This window comes from Paraburkholderia hospita (assembly GCF_002902965.1).
Classification (GTDB): Bacteria; Pseudomonadota; Gammaproteobacteria; order Burkholderiales; family Burkholderiaceae; genus Paraburkholderia; species Paraburkholderia hospita.
Genome location: NZ_CP026106.1, coordinates 933,166 through 947,781, shown reverse-complemented (window position 1 = coordinate 947,781; position 14,616 = coordinate 933,166). Strand labels below are relative to the sequence as shown.

The window sequence follows — 14,616 nt, the reverse complement described above, 5'->3', positions numbered from 1 at the left end:
CGACGATACTTTTTTTGCATCATGCTCGACGTCAAGCCGCTTCGCTACTTCGTCACGCTCGCCGAAACGCGCCATTTCGGGCGCGCGGCCGCGCGGCTGAACCTGTCGCAGCCACCGCTGAGCCGGCAACTGGCCGCGCTCGAAACGGCGCTCGGCGTCACGCTGATCGAGCGCAGTCCGCGCAGCGTCGCGCTCACGGCAGCGGGCGAGCGCTTCTACGAGGATGCGAAGGCGATTCTCGCGTCGATCGAGCAGGCGGCGAAAAATGCTCGCGCGGCGTCCGTCGGCGACAGCGGCCAGTTGACCATCGGCTTCACGATGTGCGCCGCGTACAGCGTGCTGCCCAGCTATGCACGCGCGTACGGCGATGCCTGGCCCGGCGTGACGCTGAACCTGCGCGAAGTCGTATCGAACGATCTGGCGTCGCAGGTGGTGAGCGGTCAGATCGACGCCGCGATCATGTTTCCGGGCGCTCAAAGCAAAGATCTCGAGACCCGCGCGATCTTCACTGAGCCGCTGTGCGTCGCGCTGTCGCGCGAGCATCCGCTCGCCCGCGCGAGCCAGCTGAAGATCGCGCAGCTCGCGCACGAGCCGTTCGTGATGGCGTCGGAAGCCGTGTCGCCGAGCCTGCGCGCGACCATCGTCGATCATTGCGCACAAGGCGGCTTCGCGCCCGATGTGCGCTTCGAGGTGCAGTTGCAGCAGACGGTGTTGAGTCTCGTCGACGAAGGCGTCGGGATCGCGCTGGTGCCGGAGTCGATGCGCAAGGCGCAACTGGCGGGCGTGGTGTTCAGGCCGCTCGCCGACGCGCCGACGATTTCGCAGATGCTTGTCTGGTCGCCATTGAACCGCAACCCATGTCTGGCGCGGTTTCTGGAAATTGCCTGGAAGCGGCGAACTGAACGAAACGAAGAAGAGAGCCGCGCGCCTGCGCATTCGAGCGCAGGCGCGGGAAAGCAGCGTTACAGATAAGCCGAGTTGCGCGCCGCTGCAGCCGACGCGCGCGCAATGCGTTCGCTGCGCTCGACCAGCGCGCCGAACAACAGGCCGATCGTCGCCCACATGATCGCCTGCATGCCGAGCGCCGTGAAGCGGAACTTCCACAGCACGACGGCCGGGAACGCTTCGGGCACTTCGTTGACCGTCGGCAGCGCGATCTGGATCGCGGCGATGATCGCGATGAACACGATGCCGCCCACGATCGACGCGTTCCACAGCCCGAGCCGCGGCATCAGGTGCTTGCGGACTTTCATCGAGAACACCATCACGACGAGCGACGTGACGATCATCAGAAAGAACAGCCCCGTGCGCATGCCGATCGTATCCGGGTCGCCGACAGACGGCGGATTCGCCGGGTACTTAATGGTCGGCACCAGCACGACGGCGACATAGGCGCCCACAGCGAGCCACGCCGACAACGCACGCGCGCCGAGCCGGCCGACGCGTCCGTGCAGATACGCGAACGTCAGCGCGAACAGCCCGCCGAACGCCATGCCATACGCGACGACGCCCGTCAGCAGACCGAGGCCCGCCTGCGTGCCGCGGCTGACGAGCTCTTCTTCGTGATCGTGACCGCCGCTCGCGTCGCCGTGATCGTGCGCGGCTTGCATCTTTTCTTCGAACGAGATCGCCGTATCGACGAGCGGCTCGCCTGCGACCCGCGCGAACGCGAACGTGAGCAGACCCGCGACGATGCCTGCGAGCATCCCTCGCATCAACAACTTACCAACCATGGTGATGACTCCCTTACGCGATCAGTGGCAAGGAAAGCCGAGCAGATGGCGGCCGTCGTGCACGAATTCATGCACGTACATGCCGGGAATCAGCGACGTCGCGCCTTCTTCAGCACCGACGAAATAGAGCGCAAGCAACATCAGCAGACCGCCGAAGACGATCCACGGCATCAGCTCACGCAGCGGGATTGGGGTGATGACGGGTTGATCGGTCTGACCGGCCTGGTCGAGAACAGCGTCGTTCATGACGGACATCTCCTGGGGGTTACGCGCCCCGATAGTCGAATGATGAGAGAGGTCGAAGCTTGGGTCTGGCTTCCGGCTTGTGTACAGCCTGTTGTGTACGCATTTGCTGCCGATTACAGTGGCGCGACCGCGCCGGGCTTGCACCGGCTTCCGCGCTTCGAGTGGCGACTATTCTACGGCTAAACTGCAGAACGCTCTCTTCTTTCTTCCCATTTCCCAGACCCAAGGCCGTCGATGCGCACACGCCTGTTGTTGATCAGCCACCCGGCGACGGCCGCGCAGCGCAAGGGCACGTTCCCCGCCGACGATCCCCTCGATGCGCGCGCCGTCGAAGAAGCCACCGCGTTCCGCGCATCGCATGCCGGCTTGCTGAACACCGATCTGGCGCTCAGCAGCCCCGCTGCGTGCGCGCTGGAAACGGCGCAGGCGCTTGGACTCGCGGCGAAGGCCGTGCCGGATCTCGCCGATGCCGATTTCGGCCGCTGGCGTGGCCGCCGTTTGCTCGACGTGGCAAACGAAGAAACGGACGCGCTCGACACGTGGACGCGCGATCCGTCATCCGCGCCGCATGGAGGCGAATCGTTCGATGCGCTGACCTTACGCGTCGGCGGCTGGCTCGATGCGTTCGAGCATCGCGGCACGGTCATCGCCGTCACCCATGCCAGTGTGATCCGCGCGGCGCTCATGCATGTGCTGCAAGCGCCGTCCGCGACATTCGCGCGCATCGAGGTTCCGCCCCTTTCCGTCGTCGAACTGCAACGTAGCGAGCGCGGCTGGGCGTGGTGGCCAGCGCCTGACCGTCAAACCTGAGACGCCCACGCGCGCTCACAGCGTCGGGCACGACAGCACCTGCTGCGGATTGAGCGTCGTGCCCGGCATGCCGTCGGTGGCGGGCGTGCCCTGCGCCGGCGTCGCGATCAGGCGCACGGCATCCGTGCCCGCGTTCGCGAGCACGTAGCGCTCGGGGCGGCCTTGGGGCTGCCAGTACGCGCGATAGATGCCGCCGTCCTTCAACACATGCAGCGTGCCGGGCACCGTCTTGCCGCCCGCGATGAAATCGACGGGCTCGCCGTCGCGCAACGCGAAGCCGCTCGCGGCCGACACGCTCGACGCACCCGATGCACCCGACACGCCCGCCCCGCCACCCGCGCCCGCCAGCAAGCCGCAGGACGCATCGCCCGTTGCCGCGATCGCCAGTTGCGCGACGGTCCATAGCGCGAGCGGCGCGATCGTTCTGAGTGTCATGGTGAACCTCGTGTCGTCTGGAATCGTCTGAAACGAGCCTCATGCGCGTCGCAAAACGCATACCCAGCACGGCCCGCTGACGTGAAGCGACGTGAATTTTGACCGCGTGGCACCGTGTTTTTTGATGTGCGATAAGAGTCAGGTCTTTCACAAGCGTTCACTGAAAAGAGGCAACCGATGGCTACGCTCGAAGCGTTTCGTACCGTGCTCGACGATGCACGCACGCCCGAGATCATCCGCAACCACATCATCGACTCGCTGCAGTACGCGCTGCGCAACCACGGCCAGGTTTTCACGTCGAAGGAAGTCGAATGGCTCGCGAAGTGGGACGACGCGCGCATACCGCTCGCCGCCAGCCGCGAGCTGCAAAAACGCCTGACGCAGACGACGGACTGAGCGCGCGCAGCGGCCACGCACGGGCGCCGCGCGCCAGACGTGCATGCTCCATCAAAGCGGCCGGGAGAAAGTTTCTGCTACCCAAAGCCCTGTTTTTAGGGCATAATATATTTAACGCAGCGCTCTGCCCGCATCACCCGTCACTTCTTCACCGTAACGCGTCAACGTCTTCTCGTCTTCGCCGCGTTGCACTGATTGCATTGCATCCCAGCCGTCCCGTTATCGCGCAACACCATGCAGCGGCAACCCGGCGGTCTTCGTCACTCCGGCCACGCGCTGCACGCCTGAATCCGACGGGGTGACATTCGCTACGTTCGTTGCCCGCGCGGCATCAGCGTATTTTTCTCCATCCGTTCCGCGTTGATCGCGGTTGCGTTCGAGCCAGCGCATAGGGCTCGCGCGAGACTTTTTCCGTTGCGGCGCGCCCGATGGCGCTGCGCCGCCCGCTGCCTATTCGCCGCGCCTGCCCGTTGCAGTGACGCGCGCCGGCAGCCGCATCACAGGACTTTGTATATGACGACTCAAAGCACCAAGACCTACAAGGGCTACGAAATTCATCCGCTGATCTATCCGCGCCGTACGGCGAACGGCGTGGCGCACCGCAATTCGATCGACAGCGGCTACGACGCGTCGGTTCGCATCTGCCGCGTCGGCGCGAACGCCGCCGCCGATGGCCGCGTGTTCCGCCTGTCGTATTTCCGTCCGTTCGAAGGCGCGGGCAAGGCACGCATGGCCTGCATGGAGCATGCAGCACAAGTGATCGACGGCCGGGTCGACGGACAGACCGTCTCCGACCTTTGATCACACGCGCGCCGCAAAAGGCGTGTATTACTGTCTCACCCGCATCGCCGCGGCAGCCTTCGCGCTGCCGCGCAAGTTACGCTGCGCGCCGCGCGCGGCACCCTTCCCTCATCGACCAGGAGTAATGCATGGCGAAAGAAGAACTGCTTGAACTGGACGGCATCGTCGACGAAGTACTACCCGATAGCCGCTATCGCGTCACGCTGGATAACGGCGTGGTCGTGGGCGCGTACGCGTCGGGACGCATGCGCAAGAATCACATCCGTATCCTCGCGGGCGACCGCGTCACGCTCGAACTGTCGGTCTATGACCTGACCAAAGGGCGCATCAATTTCCGTCACAAGGACGAACGTAGCAGCGGCCCGCGTAGCGCACCAATGCGCCGCCGCTAATGTAGCGGCAATCCACTGAAGCGTCCCGCGCTTGAAACCGGCGCGACGCAACCGATGAATCGACGTACACGGCAGTCGTCGATCACCGCAAAAGATGCGGCATGCGCAACGCATGCCGATCGATTCATCCGCGAAACACCGCACGCGGATCGTCGCTCGCACTGGTCTGCATGCGCGTCACGACGCGCTCTTCCAGTTCCGCGAGATGCGCACGCATCGCTTCGAGCGCCGCGCTCAAATCTCCATCATCCAGAGCCGCGATGAGCTGTGCGTGTTCGTCGGCGGAGCAGGTCGTGCCTTTCGACGGATCGTACAGCGCCTTGTACAGCTCCGTCTTCGCAACGAGCTGCGCGACGAAACCCTGCAACTCCGCACTCCCCGCAATCTGCGTCAGCAGCACATGAAAGTGTCCCGCGAGCCGCACCTGCTCATCCACACGCCCTTCCTTCAGCGCCTTTTTCTCGCTTGCGATGTGTGCCTTCAGCACGCGCCTGTCCTGCGACGACAGCGCGCCGCATAGCACGGTGACGATCCCGGCTTCGACGATCTGCCGCGCACGATAGACCTGCCGCACATCCTCTTCCGACGGCGCCGGCACGAACGCGCCGCGATTCGCTTCCAGCACCAGCTTGCCTTCGAACCCGAGCCGCGCCAGCACTTTGCGCAGCGCGCCGCGCGTGCAGTTGAACGCGGCCGCGAGATCGCGCTCGACGAGTTGCGCGCCAGGGCGCAGGCGGCCTTCGAGCAGCGCCGTGGTGATCGACGCGTAGATGCGGTCCTCGACGTTGTCTTCATCCGAGGCGGGCGGCGGTGTGTTCGGGCGTGTGGCCATGTTTGCGATTGGGAAGGTTGCGGCGGCGGCCGTATTTTAGCGGCGCGCGCGCTTGCACGCATGAAGCGTCGACAGCATCCGCCAAATACCGGTGATAGCGGATTCTCATCTAATGGTTAACCATTTTACGTTATTATGGTTAACCAAAAGCTTTCGACTCATCCGCAGGACACCCCGTGAACCAGACTCCCGGCATCGATACCCCGCGCATTGCGCGTCGCACGACATCCACGGCTCTATCGTGGCAGGACGGGCTCTGGCTCGCGGTCATCGTCGCGATCGGCGTCAATCTGCGGCCGCTGCTAACGTCCGTGAGTCCGTTGATGGCGACGATCCGCGCGGCCACGGGCCTCAGTTTCTCGGGCGCCGCGCTGCTGACGAGCCTGCCCGTCGTCGCCATGGGATTCGGCGCGTTCGGCGCTGGCCTGCTGACGCGCGTGGCCGGCGAAGCGCGCGGTGTCGCGCTGGGGCTGCTGGCGATTGCCGTCGCGTGTAGCGCGCGTCTGGCGGCGTCGAGCGGCACGGCCTTGCTGATGACGGCACTCGTGGCGGGCATGGGCGTCGCCGTCATTCAGGCGTTGTTGCCGGGCGTGATGAAGCAGCGCTTTCATGCACGCGTGCCGCTTGCGATGGGCCTGTTCTCCGCGTCGATCATGGGCGGCGGCGGGCTGGGCGCGAGTCTGAGCCCCTATGTCGCGAAAGCATCCGGTTCGTGGCACGCGGGCCTCGCGATGTGGGCCGTGCCCGCTGCGCTCGCATGCGTGTGCTGGCTCGCGCTGCAACGCCGTGCATCGGCGTTCGATGGACGGACCTTGACGCACGCTGCGGCGAGCCCGACGCACCCGCCTGTGGCGATCTGGAAGAAGCGCCGCGCGTGGGCGTTGGGTCTGCACTTCGGCCTCGTCAATGGCGGATACACGACGATGGTTGCGTGGCTGCCCGCTTACTACCAGCAGCGCGGCGCGAGCGTTGCGCACAGCGGCTCGCTGCTCGCGGCAATGACCGTCTTCCAGGCGGCGTCGGCGCTGCTGCTGCCGCTCGCGGCAACGTCGTTCCGCGACCGCCGGCCGTGGCTCGTCGCTGGCCTGTCCGCGCAACTCGTCGGGATAGTCGGGCTGCTCGCGTATCCCGATGCGCTGCCCCTCGCGTGGGTCGCGATTGCAGGCGCGGGACTCGGCGGCACGTTTTCGCTGACGCTCGTGACAGCACTCGATCATGCCGACGATCACCGCCTCGCCGGAAGGCTCGTTGCGTTCGTGCAGGGCGTCGGTTTCATCGTGGCGGCGATCTCGCCGATCATCGCCGGACGCTTGCGCGATCTGACGGGCAGCTTCACGGCCGCGTGGATCATGCTCGCGGCTTGCATCGCCGCAATGATCGCCTTGACCTTCGCGTTCTCGCCGCGCAGTTACGCACGCTGGCTCGGCGCGCGGTAAGCGCTCTACGCGAGCCGGTCATCCACGACTGGCTCCGCATTCACTATTTCGCGCCAAACAGGTGCAGCACACCAGGGCGCGCACTGGCACGGTGCATCAGCGCCATGCTGTCGTGACGGCTCGAAGCTGTGCGCAGCAAACGTGACAGCGATTGTCGATTGATGGCATACAAGTTGCAGTGTTACTGCACGCTCTCCGACAGGTCGGAGCAGACACGCGACTGCTGCCGTCACCCGGCGCGAAGCGAGATGCAGAACCCGCAATCCGACGAATGAAGCTGCGTAACTCCCCCTACTCCATACCGGGCAATCCATGCTGCGTGTTTTGCTCGTAACCGATACCGACAAGCCCATCGGCGAGTTGCGCGATACGCTTGCGCGGCTCGGCTATGAGATGCTCGCCGCCACGGCGTCGCCGCAAGCGCTGCACAAAGCTGTCGAGAGCGAACGGCCCGACGTGATCATCGTCGACACGGAATCGCCTTCGCGCGACACGCTCGAGCAGCTTGCCGTGATGAACGCGACGGCGCCGCGGCCGGTCCTGATGTTCAGCAACGACGCGAACCAGCAACTGATACGCGATGCCGTCGGCGCGGGCGTGACGGCGTATCTCGTCGAAGGTCTGGCGACGGAACGCCTCGCGCCGATTCTCGAAGTGGCGCTGGCGCGTTTCGCGCAGGAATCTCAACTGCGCGAGCGACTCGCGCAGGCCGAGAACGAACTGGCCGAGCGCAAGCTGATCGACCGCGCGAAGCGGATGCTGATGGATTCGCAAAAGATGACCGAACATGCCGCCTACGCGACGATGCGCAAGCGCGCGATGAACCAGGGCGTAAAGCTCGCGGAAGTCGCGCGCCAGATTGTCGCTGCAGCCGATTTGCCAGATTGATGCGCTGCCCATGAACTCACCTGCCTACACCTCTTCCTCCGACGAATCCGGCAAGCTCGAGAAGACGCACTTGCGCCTCGGGTTCGTCGCGCTCAGCGATGCCGCGCCGCTGGTCGCCGCGAAGCTGCTCGAATTCGGCCATGCGCACGGACTGACGATCGAACTGCTGAAGCAGCCGTCGTGGGCCGCGATACGCGACAAGCTGTTGTCGGGCGATCTCGACGCCGCGCATTCGCTTTACGGCCTCGTGTATGGCGTGCAGCTCGGCATCGGCGGCCCGCAAACGGATATGGCCGTGCTGATGGTGCTGAACCGCAACGGCCAGGCGATCACGGTATCGAACCGTCTTGCTGCTGCGCTCGACGAGCACAAGACGCTGCCTGCCGCGCTGGCGACGCTCGGGCGCAAGCCCGTGTTCGCGCAGACATTTCCAACGGGCACGCATGCGATGTGGCTGTATTACTGGCTCGCTTCGCAGGGCGTGAATCCTTTGCGCGATATCGAAGGCGTGGTGATTCCGCCGCCGCAGATGGTCGATGCGCTTGCGCAGGACCGGCTCGACGGGCTGTGTGTTGGCGAGCCGTGGAATGCTGTTGCGCAGGAGCGCGGTGTTGGCAGAACGATTGCGTATACGAGTGAGGTGTGGCCCGATCATCCCGAGAAGGTGCTGGCGAGCCGGCGCGATTTTGTTACGCGGTATCCAAATACTGCGCGGGCACTCGTGCAGACGATGCTCGAGGCGTGTCGATGGCTCGATGATGACGTGCATCGTGTGGAGATTTCGGCTCGGCTCGCTGCTGATGAGTTTGTTGGCGTGCCCGCCGGGTTGATTGCTCCACGGTTGATTGCTGCGGGTTCTGATGAGAAGCGGCGGGCTGTGAAGTTTTTTGCTGACGGTGCGGTGAATTTTCCGCATCCTGCGGAAGGGGTATGGTTTTTTGCGCAATACGCGCGGTGGGGGATGGCCGAGTGGCGGGATGATTTTGCTCGGATTGCGGGTGAGGTTAATCAGGTTGATCTTTATTGCCAGGCTGCCGCTAATGTTGGTGTGAGCGTGTATGCCGATACGCCGTCGGCGGTGCTTATTGATGGGCGGGTTTGGGATGGGAAGGCCGATCAGGCCTATATGCAAGGGTTTTCGATCAGGGCCTGAAGGTTTTTTGTTGTCTGCGACGCTGTTGGGGTTTTTGGTCTTGCTCTGGCATTCGCGTTGGCGTCGTCGCGGTGCAAGCGGTTTGATTTTTTGTCTTTGCCCTGGCGTCCGCGGTTTGGCTTCGTGTTTCATGCGTTGCCGGTCGGTGTTTTGGGCCTGCGCTGGCATCCGCGCTTTGCCTTCGTGCTTCAAGCGTCGCCCCTGTGCGGGGCGGCACCTACTTTTCTTTGCCGCCGCAAAGAAAAGTAGGCAAAAGAAAGCGGCTCACACCGCCAACATTTCTTCTTGCCTGAGGGCCCCCAACCGGTCCCACGCTTCACACGGCAACGTCCTTGTTCGCGTTCGTTGCCAACGCTTTGAATACACGCCTCACCCACTTCAAACACCCGCACAAGGGCAAGCGGCAACGAATGGCATGTGCCGCCCAGGTGGCAAACTGTGTGTAGGTTGTCGCGTCGTACACGTTAGCGCTCTTACATGGTGGGACGCGTGCGCTATCGGTCCGAAGTGAGGGGTGTGTAGCGCTATGGCCTACACACAGTTTGCCACCTGGGCGGCGGAGGAATATCCGGCGCGGCATGCTGTAACGCGGGTGCGCGAAGCGGGTGAGGCGCACCGCAAGAGCGCTGGCAACAAACATGAGTCACGTGGTTGCCGTGTGAAGTGCGGGACCGGTTGGGGGCCCTCAGGCAGGAACAAGAATTAGCGGTGTTAGCCGCTTTCTTTTACCTACTTTTCTTTGCGGCGGCAAAGAAAAGTAGGTGCCGCCCCGCACAGGGGCGACGCGTGAAGCACGAAGGCATAGCGCGGATGCCAGCGCAAACACAAGCAAACCAAACCGCTCGCGCCATGAAGGCAAACCGCGGATGCCAGCGCAAAGTCAAAAACAAAAGACCCGTCGCAGACAAAAAAACAAGCGCCTCAATGCGCCGCAATATAAGCCTTAACGGCCGGCAAGCCGTCCTTGCCATCAATAGTCTGCACTCCTGCCAGCCACTTATCCAAAGCCTGCGGATTAGCCTTCAACCAGGCCAGCGCAGCCTTATTTGCATCTTCCTTGTTCATGATAGGCACCATCACATGATTCTCGATTGCCGTCGTGAACTGCAAGTTCGATACAAACTTCGCCGCATTCGGACAACGCGCAGCGTAATCGGGCGGCGTAGCCGTAAACACCTTAGCCTCGCCATAATTAGGCCCGAACACATCATCTCCGCCAGACAGATAATCGATCTTCATCTGCACGTTCATCGGATGCGGCTCCCAGCCGAGGAACACGATCCACTTCTTGTCTCGAACCGCACGGTTCAGTTCCACCAGCATGCCCGCCTCGCTCGACTCAACCAGCTTGAACTTGCCAAGCCCAAACTGGTTGCCATCAATCATCTTTTTGATCAACGCATTGCCGTCATTACCCGGCTCGATGCCATAGATCTTTCCATCGAGCTTGTCCGCGTACTTCGCAATATCGCTGAAGTTCTTCAGCCCGCCGTTGTACACATACTCCGGTACAGCAAGCGTATACTTCGCGCCTGTCAGGTTCGGCGTCGCCAACACCTTGATCGTGCCGGACTTCACGAACGGCTGGATGATCGGGTCCATCGTCGGCGCCCAATAACCCAGGAACACGTCGATCTGCTTGCTCTTGATGCCCGCAAACGTAATCGGCACGGAAGCAATCGTCTTCGTCGGGTTATAGCCGAGACCCTGGAAGATCGTCGATGCCAACCCCGTCGTCGCGGCAATGTCGGTCCAGCCGACGTCGGCGAAACGGACGTTGCGGCACACCGCGGGATCGGCGGCGTGCGCGGTCGCGGCAGCCGTCGCGCACAGCGCGGCCACCATCATCAGCTTGCGTTTCATCACTTTCTCCTCGGAATGATTTGTTTGCAGCTCGACTGGCTAGTTCGCGTGGCGTCGCTCGACGCTCGGCGCATGACCGAACTGCGCGCGATAGGCCTTGCTGAAATGACACGGCGAATGAAATCCGCACACGGCCGTCACGCGCGCAATCGATGCGTCCGTCGTGCGCAGCAGATCGCGCGCGCGCCGCAATCGCAGCGACAGGTAGTAATGCGTCGGCGACACACTCAGATAAACCTTGAACATCCGCTGTAGATGGCGTTGCGACAGTTGCACCAGCCGCGCGAGTTCTTCGAGCGACAAAGGCTCTTCGATATTCGCTTCCATTAGCCGCACTACCTCGATCAGTTCGGCACGCGAGAAACCGACGCGCGCATCGACGGGAATCGGCTGCGGATCGCTCGCACTGCGGATGCGCTCCAGAATGAACTGCTCGGACACTTGCGCAGCAAGGTTCTGCCCGAAACGCGAACCGACGAGATCGAGCATCAGATCGAGCGGCGCGGTGCCGCCCGTGCATGTCAACCGATCGCGATCGATCACGAACAGCTCGTCGGCGAATTGCACATGCGGATATTCCTTGTGCAGCGCCGACAGGTCTTCCCAATGCACGGAGCAGCGATATCCGTCGAGCAATCCCGCCGTCATCAACGCATAAGCGCCCGTGCAAATGCCGCCCAACGGCACGCCTTGCGATGCGGCCTCCGCGAGCAGCGTCTTCACGTTGGTATCGACGGCATTGCGTATCTGCGTGCCGCCGCACACGATCAGCACATCCGGCATGCCTGCCTCTTCGAGCGTGCGTGTCGGCTTGACGGTCAGGCCGTTGCTCGCCCGCACGGGCACGCCGTCGGTCGTGATCACAGACCAGCGATAGTGCTGCGCGCGCGAAACGTAGTTCGCCATGCGCAGCACTTCGACCGCGCTCGTAAACGCGATCATCGAAAAACTGGGCAAAGTCAGAAAGCCCACATGCGCAAGATTCGACAACGGCGCTTCAGCCCTGATAGACGTCACGTCGCGCTCCGTGATGCACAAAGAAGAATGTGTTTGGCCACCGCGAAAGCCCAAAGGCTCTCGCGGGACGACCACTATTGGTTCTATTGCAGACGCGCCGGAAATCCGGCGCTTGAGTGAAAACGACAGAGACTTAACTTTGCGCGACAGCCTGCTGCTCGCGTCGCACGCGCATCACATTGCGCAGTCCCGCGAAGCGCGGCGCGGTTGCCGAGCCAGGAGAGCGGCCAAAGCTCTCGGTAATACGGTCCAGAATGATCGCCAGCAACACGACAGACAGACCGCTTTCGAAACCCAGCCCGATATCGAGGCGCTGGATACTCGCGAGCACATCGTTGCCGAGACCACCCGCGCCCACCATCGATGCGATGATCACCATCGACAGCGCCATCATGATGGTCTGGTTCACGCCCTGCATGATCGACGGCAAGGCGTTCGGGAATTGCACCTTGTACAGCAGCTGCCACGGCGTGCAGCCGAAGGCCTGCCCCGCTTCGACGATCTCGCGGTTCACGTGCTTGATGCCGAGGCTCGTGAGACGCACGGCGGGCGGCATCGCGAAGATCACGGTGGAGAGAATCCCCGGCACGCGGCCAAGTCCGAACAGCATCGCTGCGGGAATCAGGTAGACGAAGGCGGGCATCGTCTGCATCAGATCGAGAATCGGCCGCACGATCATCTGCACATGCTTGTTCTTCGCGGTCCAGATGCCGAGCGGAATGCCGAACAAAAGGCTGATCAGCGTCGACGACAGCGTGAGGCCCAGCGTGATGACCGTCTGGTCCCAGAACCCGGTTGCGTAAATCAGCAAGAGCGACGCGGTGGCGAAAATTGCAAAACGCCAGCCCACACGCCACAAACCGATGCCGATGAAGAACGCCATCAGCGCCCACATCGGAATGGCCTGCAGGCCATGCTCGATCATCGCGGCGAAGCTCTCGATTGCCTTGCCGATCGAATCGAACGTGCTCGCATCGTGATCGAGCAGATAGTGAACGGACTGGTCGACCCAACGGCCGAGTGGAATCATCTCAGACATGGGCGCCCCCTCTGTTACGCGTAATGACCTTCAGGACCGCGGCCTGATCGACGGAACCGCAATAGCGGTCCTCGTCGTCGACCACGGGCAGAGCCGTCGTGCTCGCGCACACGCGCGACACGACATGTTCGAGCGGCGCGCCGCGCGAAATGCATTCGACCTTGTTCAGCGACGGCGACGCGTTGCCGATCGCCTCGCGTGTGACGAAGCCGCGGATGCGGCGCTCGGCATCCAGCACGAACGCATATTCCGCGCTGCCGTTCAGCGACTCGGCAACGCTCGTCTGATCCAGGTTGCGCACGAGCGGCACGCCGTTCGCCTGCATCAGATCGCCCGCCGTCAGATAGCGGCTCGTATCGACGCCTTCGAAGAACGCGCGCACATAGTCGTCCGCCGGGTTCGCGATGATGTCCTGCGGCGTGCCGATCTGCACGACGCGCCCGCCTTCCATGATCGCGATGCGGGTGCCAATGCGCAGCGCCTCTTCCAGATCGTGGGACACGAACAGAATGGTGCGCTGCTGGTTCTTCTGCAATTCGAGCAGCACGTTTTGCATTTCCTTGCGCTTGAGCGGGTCGAGCGCGGAGAACGCTTCGTCCATGATCATCAGCGACGGGTTCACCGCGAGCGCACGCGCGAGACCTACGCGCTGCTGCATGCCGCCCGACAGCTCGGAAGGCAGCTTGCCCGCGAAGGTCGCGAGGCCCACCTGCTCGAGCACTTCGAGCGCGCGCTTCTCGCGTTGCTTGCGGCCCATGCCGCCGACTTCGAGACCGAACGCCGCATTCGACAGCACCGTGCGTTGCGGCATCAGCGCGAACGACTGGAACACCATGCTCATGTCGGTGCGACGCAGCGACGTCAGCTCGGAGCGCTTGATGGCGGCAACATCGCGGCCATCGATAATCACCTTGCCGGCCGTCGGTTCGACGAGCCGGTTGATGAGACGGATCAGCGTGGACTTGCCGGAGCCGGACAGGCCCATCAGCACGAAAATCTCTCCTTCCTGCACGTCGAAGGAGACGTTGTGGACGCCCACCACATGCCCCGTCTTGGCGAATACTTCGTCCTTCGACGCGCCTCGCGAGAGCATGTCCTGCGCCAACTTCGGGTTAGGCCCGAAAACCTTACATAATCCTTCGACCACGACCTTTGGGGATTTCATCGAGTCCATCTCCTCGTGGTGCAGGCGCCGGCCTGCACATGTGTGACTACATAGTTGCCAGAAAAAACCCCGCCTAGCCGACTAATTGCGACAGACGCTTGCGGAAATGCGACACGAGGAAAAACGAACGGGCGTTAGCGGATACGTGTAGCCCTTATGCAGCAAGGCTTTGCGAGGATGCTGCAGTGCGTGATGAGCGCGTGCGCGTGTCGCTTATTGGAAGGTCGGCATTCAACAAATGACGCATTCGCGGCGCGTTTCGACAAGCGCCGTCAAGGGTTCTCCCTGCCCTGCCGCGCAAACGCGTCATCCCATCGCTTCTGTTGCGCTGCAACCGCGTCGCGTCGCGATCCTCGCAGCCCTTCCAACGAACGCCATCTCGCGCGACGAATGGGCTAAGCTGATCTGCA

General features: G+C 62.9%; 15 protein-coding genes and 1 pseudogene. 8 read left to right on the top strand and 8 right to left on the bottom strand.

Translation table 11 applies throughout. The features are described from left to right. Positions 1-21: 21 nt before the first annotated feature. Positions 22-972: a LysR family transcriptional regulator gene (locus C2L64_RS22665; RefSeq protein ID WP_086908744.1), complete on the top strand. Its 951-nt coding sequence runs from the start codon at positions 22-24 to the stop codon at positions 970-972. Here the strand turns inward: C2L64_RS22665 and C2L64_RS22660 are convergent. After that, positions 963-1,733, bottom strand: coding sequence for a CbtA family protein (locus C2L64_RS22660; protein WP_009769671.1), 771 nt, complete (start codon positions 1,731-1,733; stop codon positions 963-965). The genes C2L64_RS22665 and C2L64_RS22660 overlap by 10 nt on opposite strands. Positions 1,734-1,754: 21 nt before the next feature. Further along, a complete protein-coding gene (locus tag C2L64_RS22655) occupies positions 1,755-1,979 on the bottom strand; it encodes a CbtB domain-containing protein (protein ID WP_007743360.1) in 225 nt (74 codons plus the stop codon). A 234-nt stretch (positions 1,980-2,213) separates the two neighbouring features. Between C2L64_RS22655 and C2L64_RS22650 the strand changes: the two genes are divergently transcribed. Continuing rightward, positions 2,214-2,789, top strand: a complete 576-nt coding sequence (locus C2L64_RS22650; RefSeq protein ID WP_009769672.1) for a histidine phosphatase family protein — start codon at positions 2,214-2,216, stop codon at positions 2,787-2,789. A gap of 15 nt (positions 2,790-2,804) precedes the next feature. Here the strand turns inward: C2L64_RS22650 and C2L64_RS22645 are convergent, their stop codons facing one another. Beyond that, positions 2,805-3,224, bottom strand: coding sequence for a hypothetical protein (locus C2L64_RS22645; RefSeq protein ID WP_007743362.1), 420 nt, complete (start codon positions 3,222-3,224; stop codon positions 2,805-2,807). A 177-nt stretch (positions 3,225-3,401) separates the two neighbouring features. Here C2L64_RS22645 and C2L64_RS22640 point away from each other — a divergent pair, with 177 nt between their 5' ends. From C2L64_RS22640 to infA, 3 genes are all read left to right on the top strand, one after another. After that, the gene (locus tag C2L64_RS22640; protein ID WP_007743363.1) at positions 3,402-3,620 is read left to right on the top strand and encodes a hypothetical protein; all 219 of its coding nucleotides are present in this window, start codon (positions 3,402-3,404) and stop codon (positions 3,618-3,620) included. 513 nt (positions 3,621-4,133) lie between these two features. Further along, entirely contained in the window at positions 4,134-4,421 is a 288-nt protein-coding gene (locus C2L64_RS22635; protein WP_007743364.1) for a hypothetical protein, read from the top strand. A gap of 128 nt (positions 4,422-4,549) precedes the next feature. Then, the gene (infA, locus tag C2L64_RS22630) at positions 4,550-4,813 is read left to right on the top strand and encodes a translation initiation factor IF-1 (protein ID WP_007743365.1); all 264 of its coding nucleotides are present in this window, start codon (positions 4,550-4,552) and stop codon (positions 4,811-4,813) included. A gap of 124 nt (positions 4,814-4,937) precedes the next feature. Here the strand turns inward: infA and C2L64_RS22625 are convergent, their stop codons facing one another. Beyond that, positions 4,938-5,645 (bottom strand): GntR family transcriptional regulator, encoded by a 708-nt coding sequence (locus C2L64_RS22625; protein ID WP_009769673.1) that lies wholly within the window; start codon positions 5,643-5,645, stop codon positions 4,938-4,940. A 176-nt stretch (positions 5,646-5,821) separates the two neighbouring features. Between C2L64_RS22625 and C2L64_RS22620 the strand changes: the two genes are divergently transcribed. The 3 genes from C2L64_RS22620 to C2L64_RS22610 all read left to right on the top strand — a co-directional run bounded on the left by C2L64_RS22620 (position 5,822) and on the right by C2L64_RS22610 (position 9,122). Beyond that, positions 5,822-7,081, top strand: coding sequence for a cyanate transporter (locus C2L64_RS22620; protein ID WP_009769674.1), 1,260 nt, complete (start codon positions 5,822-5,824; stop codon positions 7,079-7,081). A 312-nt stretch (positions 7,082-7,393) separates the two neighbouring features. Then, on the top strand, positions 7,394-7,969 hold the full coding sequence (locus C2L64_RS22615) for an ANTAR domain-containing response regulator (RefSeq protein WP_009769675.1): 576 nt from the start codon (positions 7,394-7,396) through the stop codon (positions 7,967-7,969). A gap of 10 nt (positions 7,970-7,979) precedes the next feature. Beyond that, positions 7,980-9,122, top strand: coding sequence for a CmpA/NrtA family ABC transporter substrate-binding protein (locus tag C2L64_RS22610; protein WP_039901938.1), 1,143 nt, complete (start codon positions 7,980-7,982; stop codon positions 9,120-9,122). A 921-nt stretch (positions 9,123-10,043) separates the two neighbouring features. Here C2L64_RS22610 and C2L64_RS22605 read toward each other — a convergent pair. From C2L64_RS22605 to C2L64_RS22590, 4 genes and pseudogenes are all read right to left on the bottom strand, one after another. Continuing rightward, the gene (locus C2L64_RS22605) at positions 10,044-10,985 is read right to left on the bottom strand and encodes a choline ABC transporter substrate-binding protein (protein ID WP_009769677.1); all 942 of its coding nucleotides are present in this window, start codon (positions 10,983-10,985) and stop codon (positions 10,044-10,046) included. Positions 10,986-11,024: 39 nt separating this feature from the next. Continuing rightward, positions 11,025-12,002, bottom strand: a complete 978-nt coding sequence (locus tag C2L64_RS22600; RefSeq protein WP_007745802.1) for a GlxA family transcriptional regulator — start codon at positions 12,000-12,002, stop codon at positions 11,025-11,027. 133 nt (positions 12,003-12,135) lie between these two features. After that, complete coding sequence (gene choW / locus C2L64_RS22595) at positions 12,136-13,041, bottom strand: choline ABC transporter permease subunit (protein ID WP_007745801.1); 906 nt, start codon at positions 13,039-13,041, stop codon at positions 12,136-12,138. Further along, a pseudogene (locus C2L64_RS22590) lies at positions 13,034-14,323 on the bottom strand (quaternary amine ABC transporter ATP-binding protein); the annotation flags it as partial. The pseudogene C2L64_RS22590 and the gene choW, both read right to left, overlap by 8 nt. Positions 14,324-14,616: the final 293 nt, after the last annotated feature.

Excerpts from the sequence above, each read along its gene's own strand:
- C2L64_RS22665 (WP_086908744.1), top strand. The coding sequence starts at position 22 with ATGCTCGACGTCAAGCCGCTTCGCTACTTCGTCACGCTCGCCGAAACG.
- C2L64_RS22660 (WP_009769671.1), bottom strand. The coding sequence starts at position 1,733 with ATGGTTGGTAAGTTGTTGATGCGAGGGATGCTCGCAGGCATCGTCGCG.
- C2L64_RS22655 (WP_007743360.1), bottom strand. The coding sequence starts at position 1,979 with ATGAACGACGCTGTTCTCGACCAGGCCGGTCAGACCGATCAACCCGTC.
- C2L64_RS22650 (WP_009769672.1), top strand. The coding sequence starts at position 2,214 with ATGCGCACACGCCTGTTGTTGATCAGCCACCCGGCGACGGCCGCGCAG.
- C2L64_RS22645 (WP_007743362.1), bottom strand. The coding sequence starts at position 3,224 with ATGACACTCAGAACGATCGCGCCGCTCGCGCTATGGACCGTCGCGCAA.
- C2L64_RS22640 (WP_007743363.1), top strand. The coding sequence starts at position 3,402 with ATGGCTACGCTCGAAGCGTTTCGTACCGTGCTCGACGATGCACGCACG.
- C2L64_RS22635 (WP_007743364.1), top strand. The coding sequence starts at position 4,134 with ATGACGACTCAAAGCACCAAGACCTACAAGGGCTACGAAATTCATCCG.
- infA (WP_007743365.1), top strand. The coding sequence starts at position 4,550 with ATGGCGAAAGAAGAACTGCTTGAACTGGACGGCATCGTCGACGAAGTA.
- C2L64_RS22625 (WP_009769673.1), bottom strand. The coding sequence starts at position 5,645 with ATGGCCACACGCCCGAACACACCGCCGCCCGCCTCGGATGAAGACAAC.
- C2L64_RS22615 (WP_009769675.1), top strand. The coding sequence starts at position 7,394 with ATGCTGCGTGTTTTGCTCGTAACCGATACCGACAAGCCCATCGGCGAG.
- C2L64_RS22610 (WP_039901938.1), top strand. The coding sequence starts at position 7,980 with ATGAACTCACCTGCCTACACCTCTTCCTCCGACGAATCCGGCAAGCTC.
- C2L64_RS22605 (WP_009769677.1), bottom strand. The coding sequence starts at position 10,985 with ATGAAACGCAAGCTGATGATGGTGGCCGCGCTGTGCGCGACGGCTGCC.
- choW (WP_007745801.1), bottom strand. The coding sequence starts at position 13,041 with ATGTCTGAGATGATTCCACTCGGCCGTTGGGTCGACCAGTCCGTTCAC.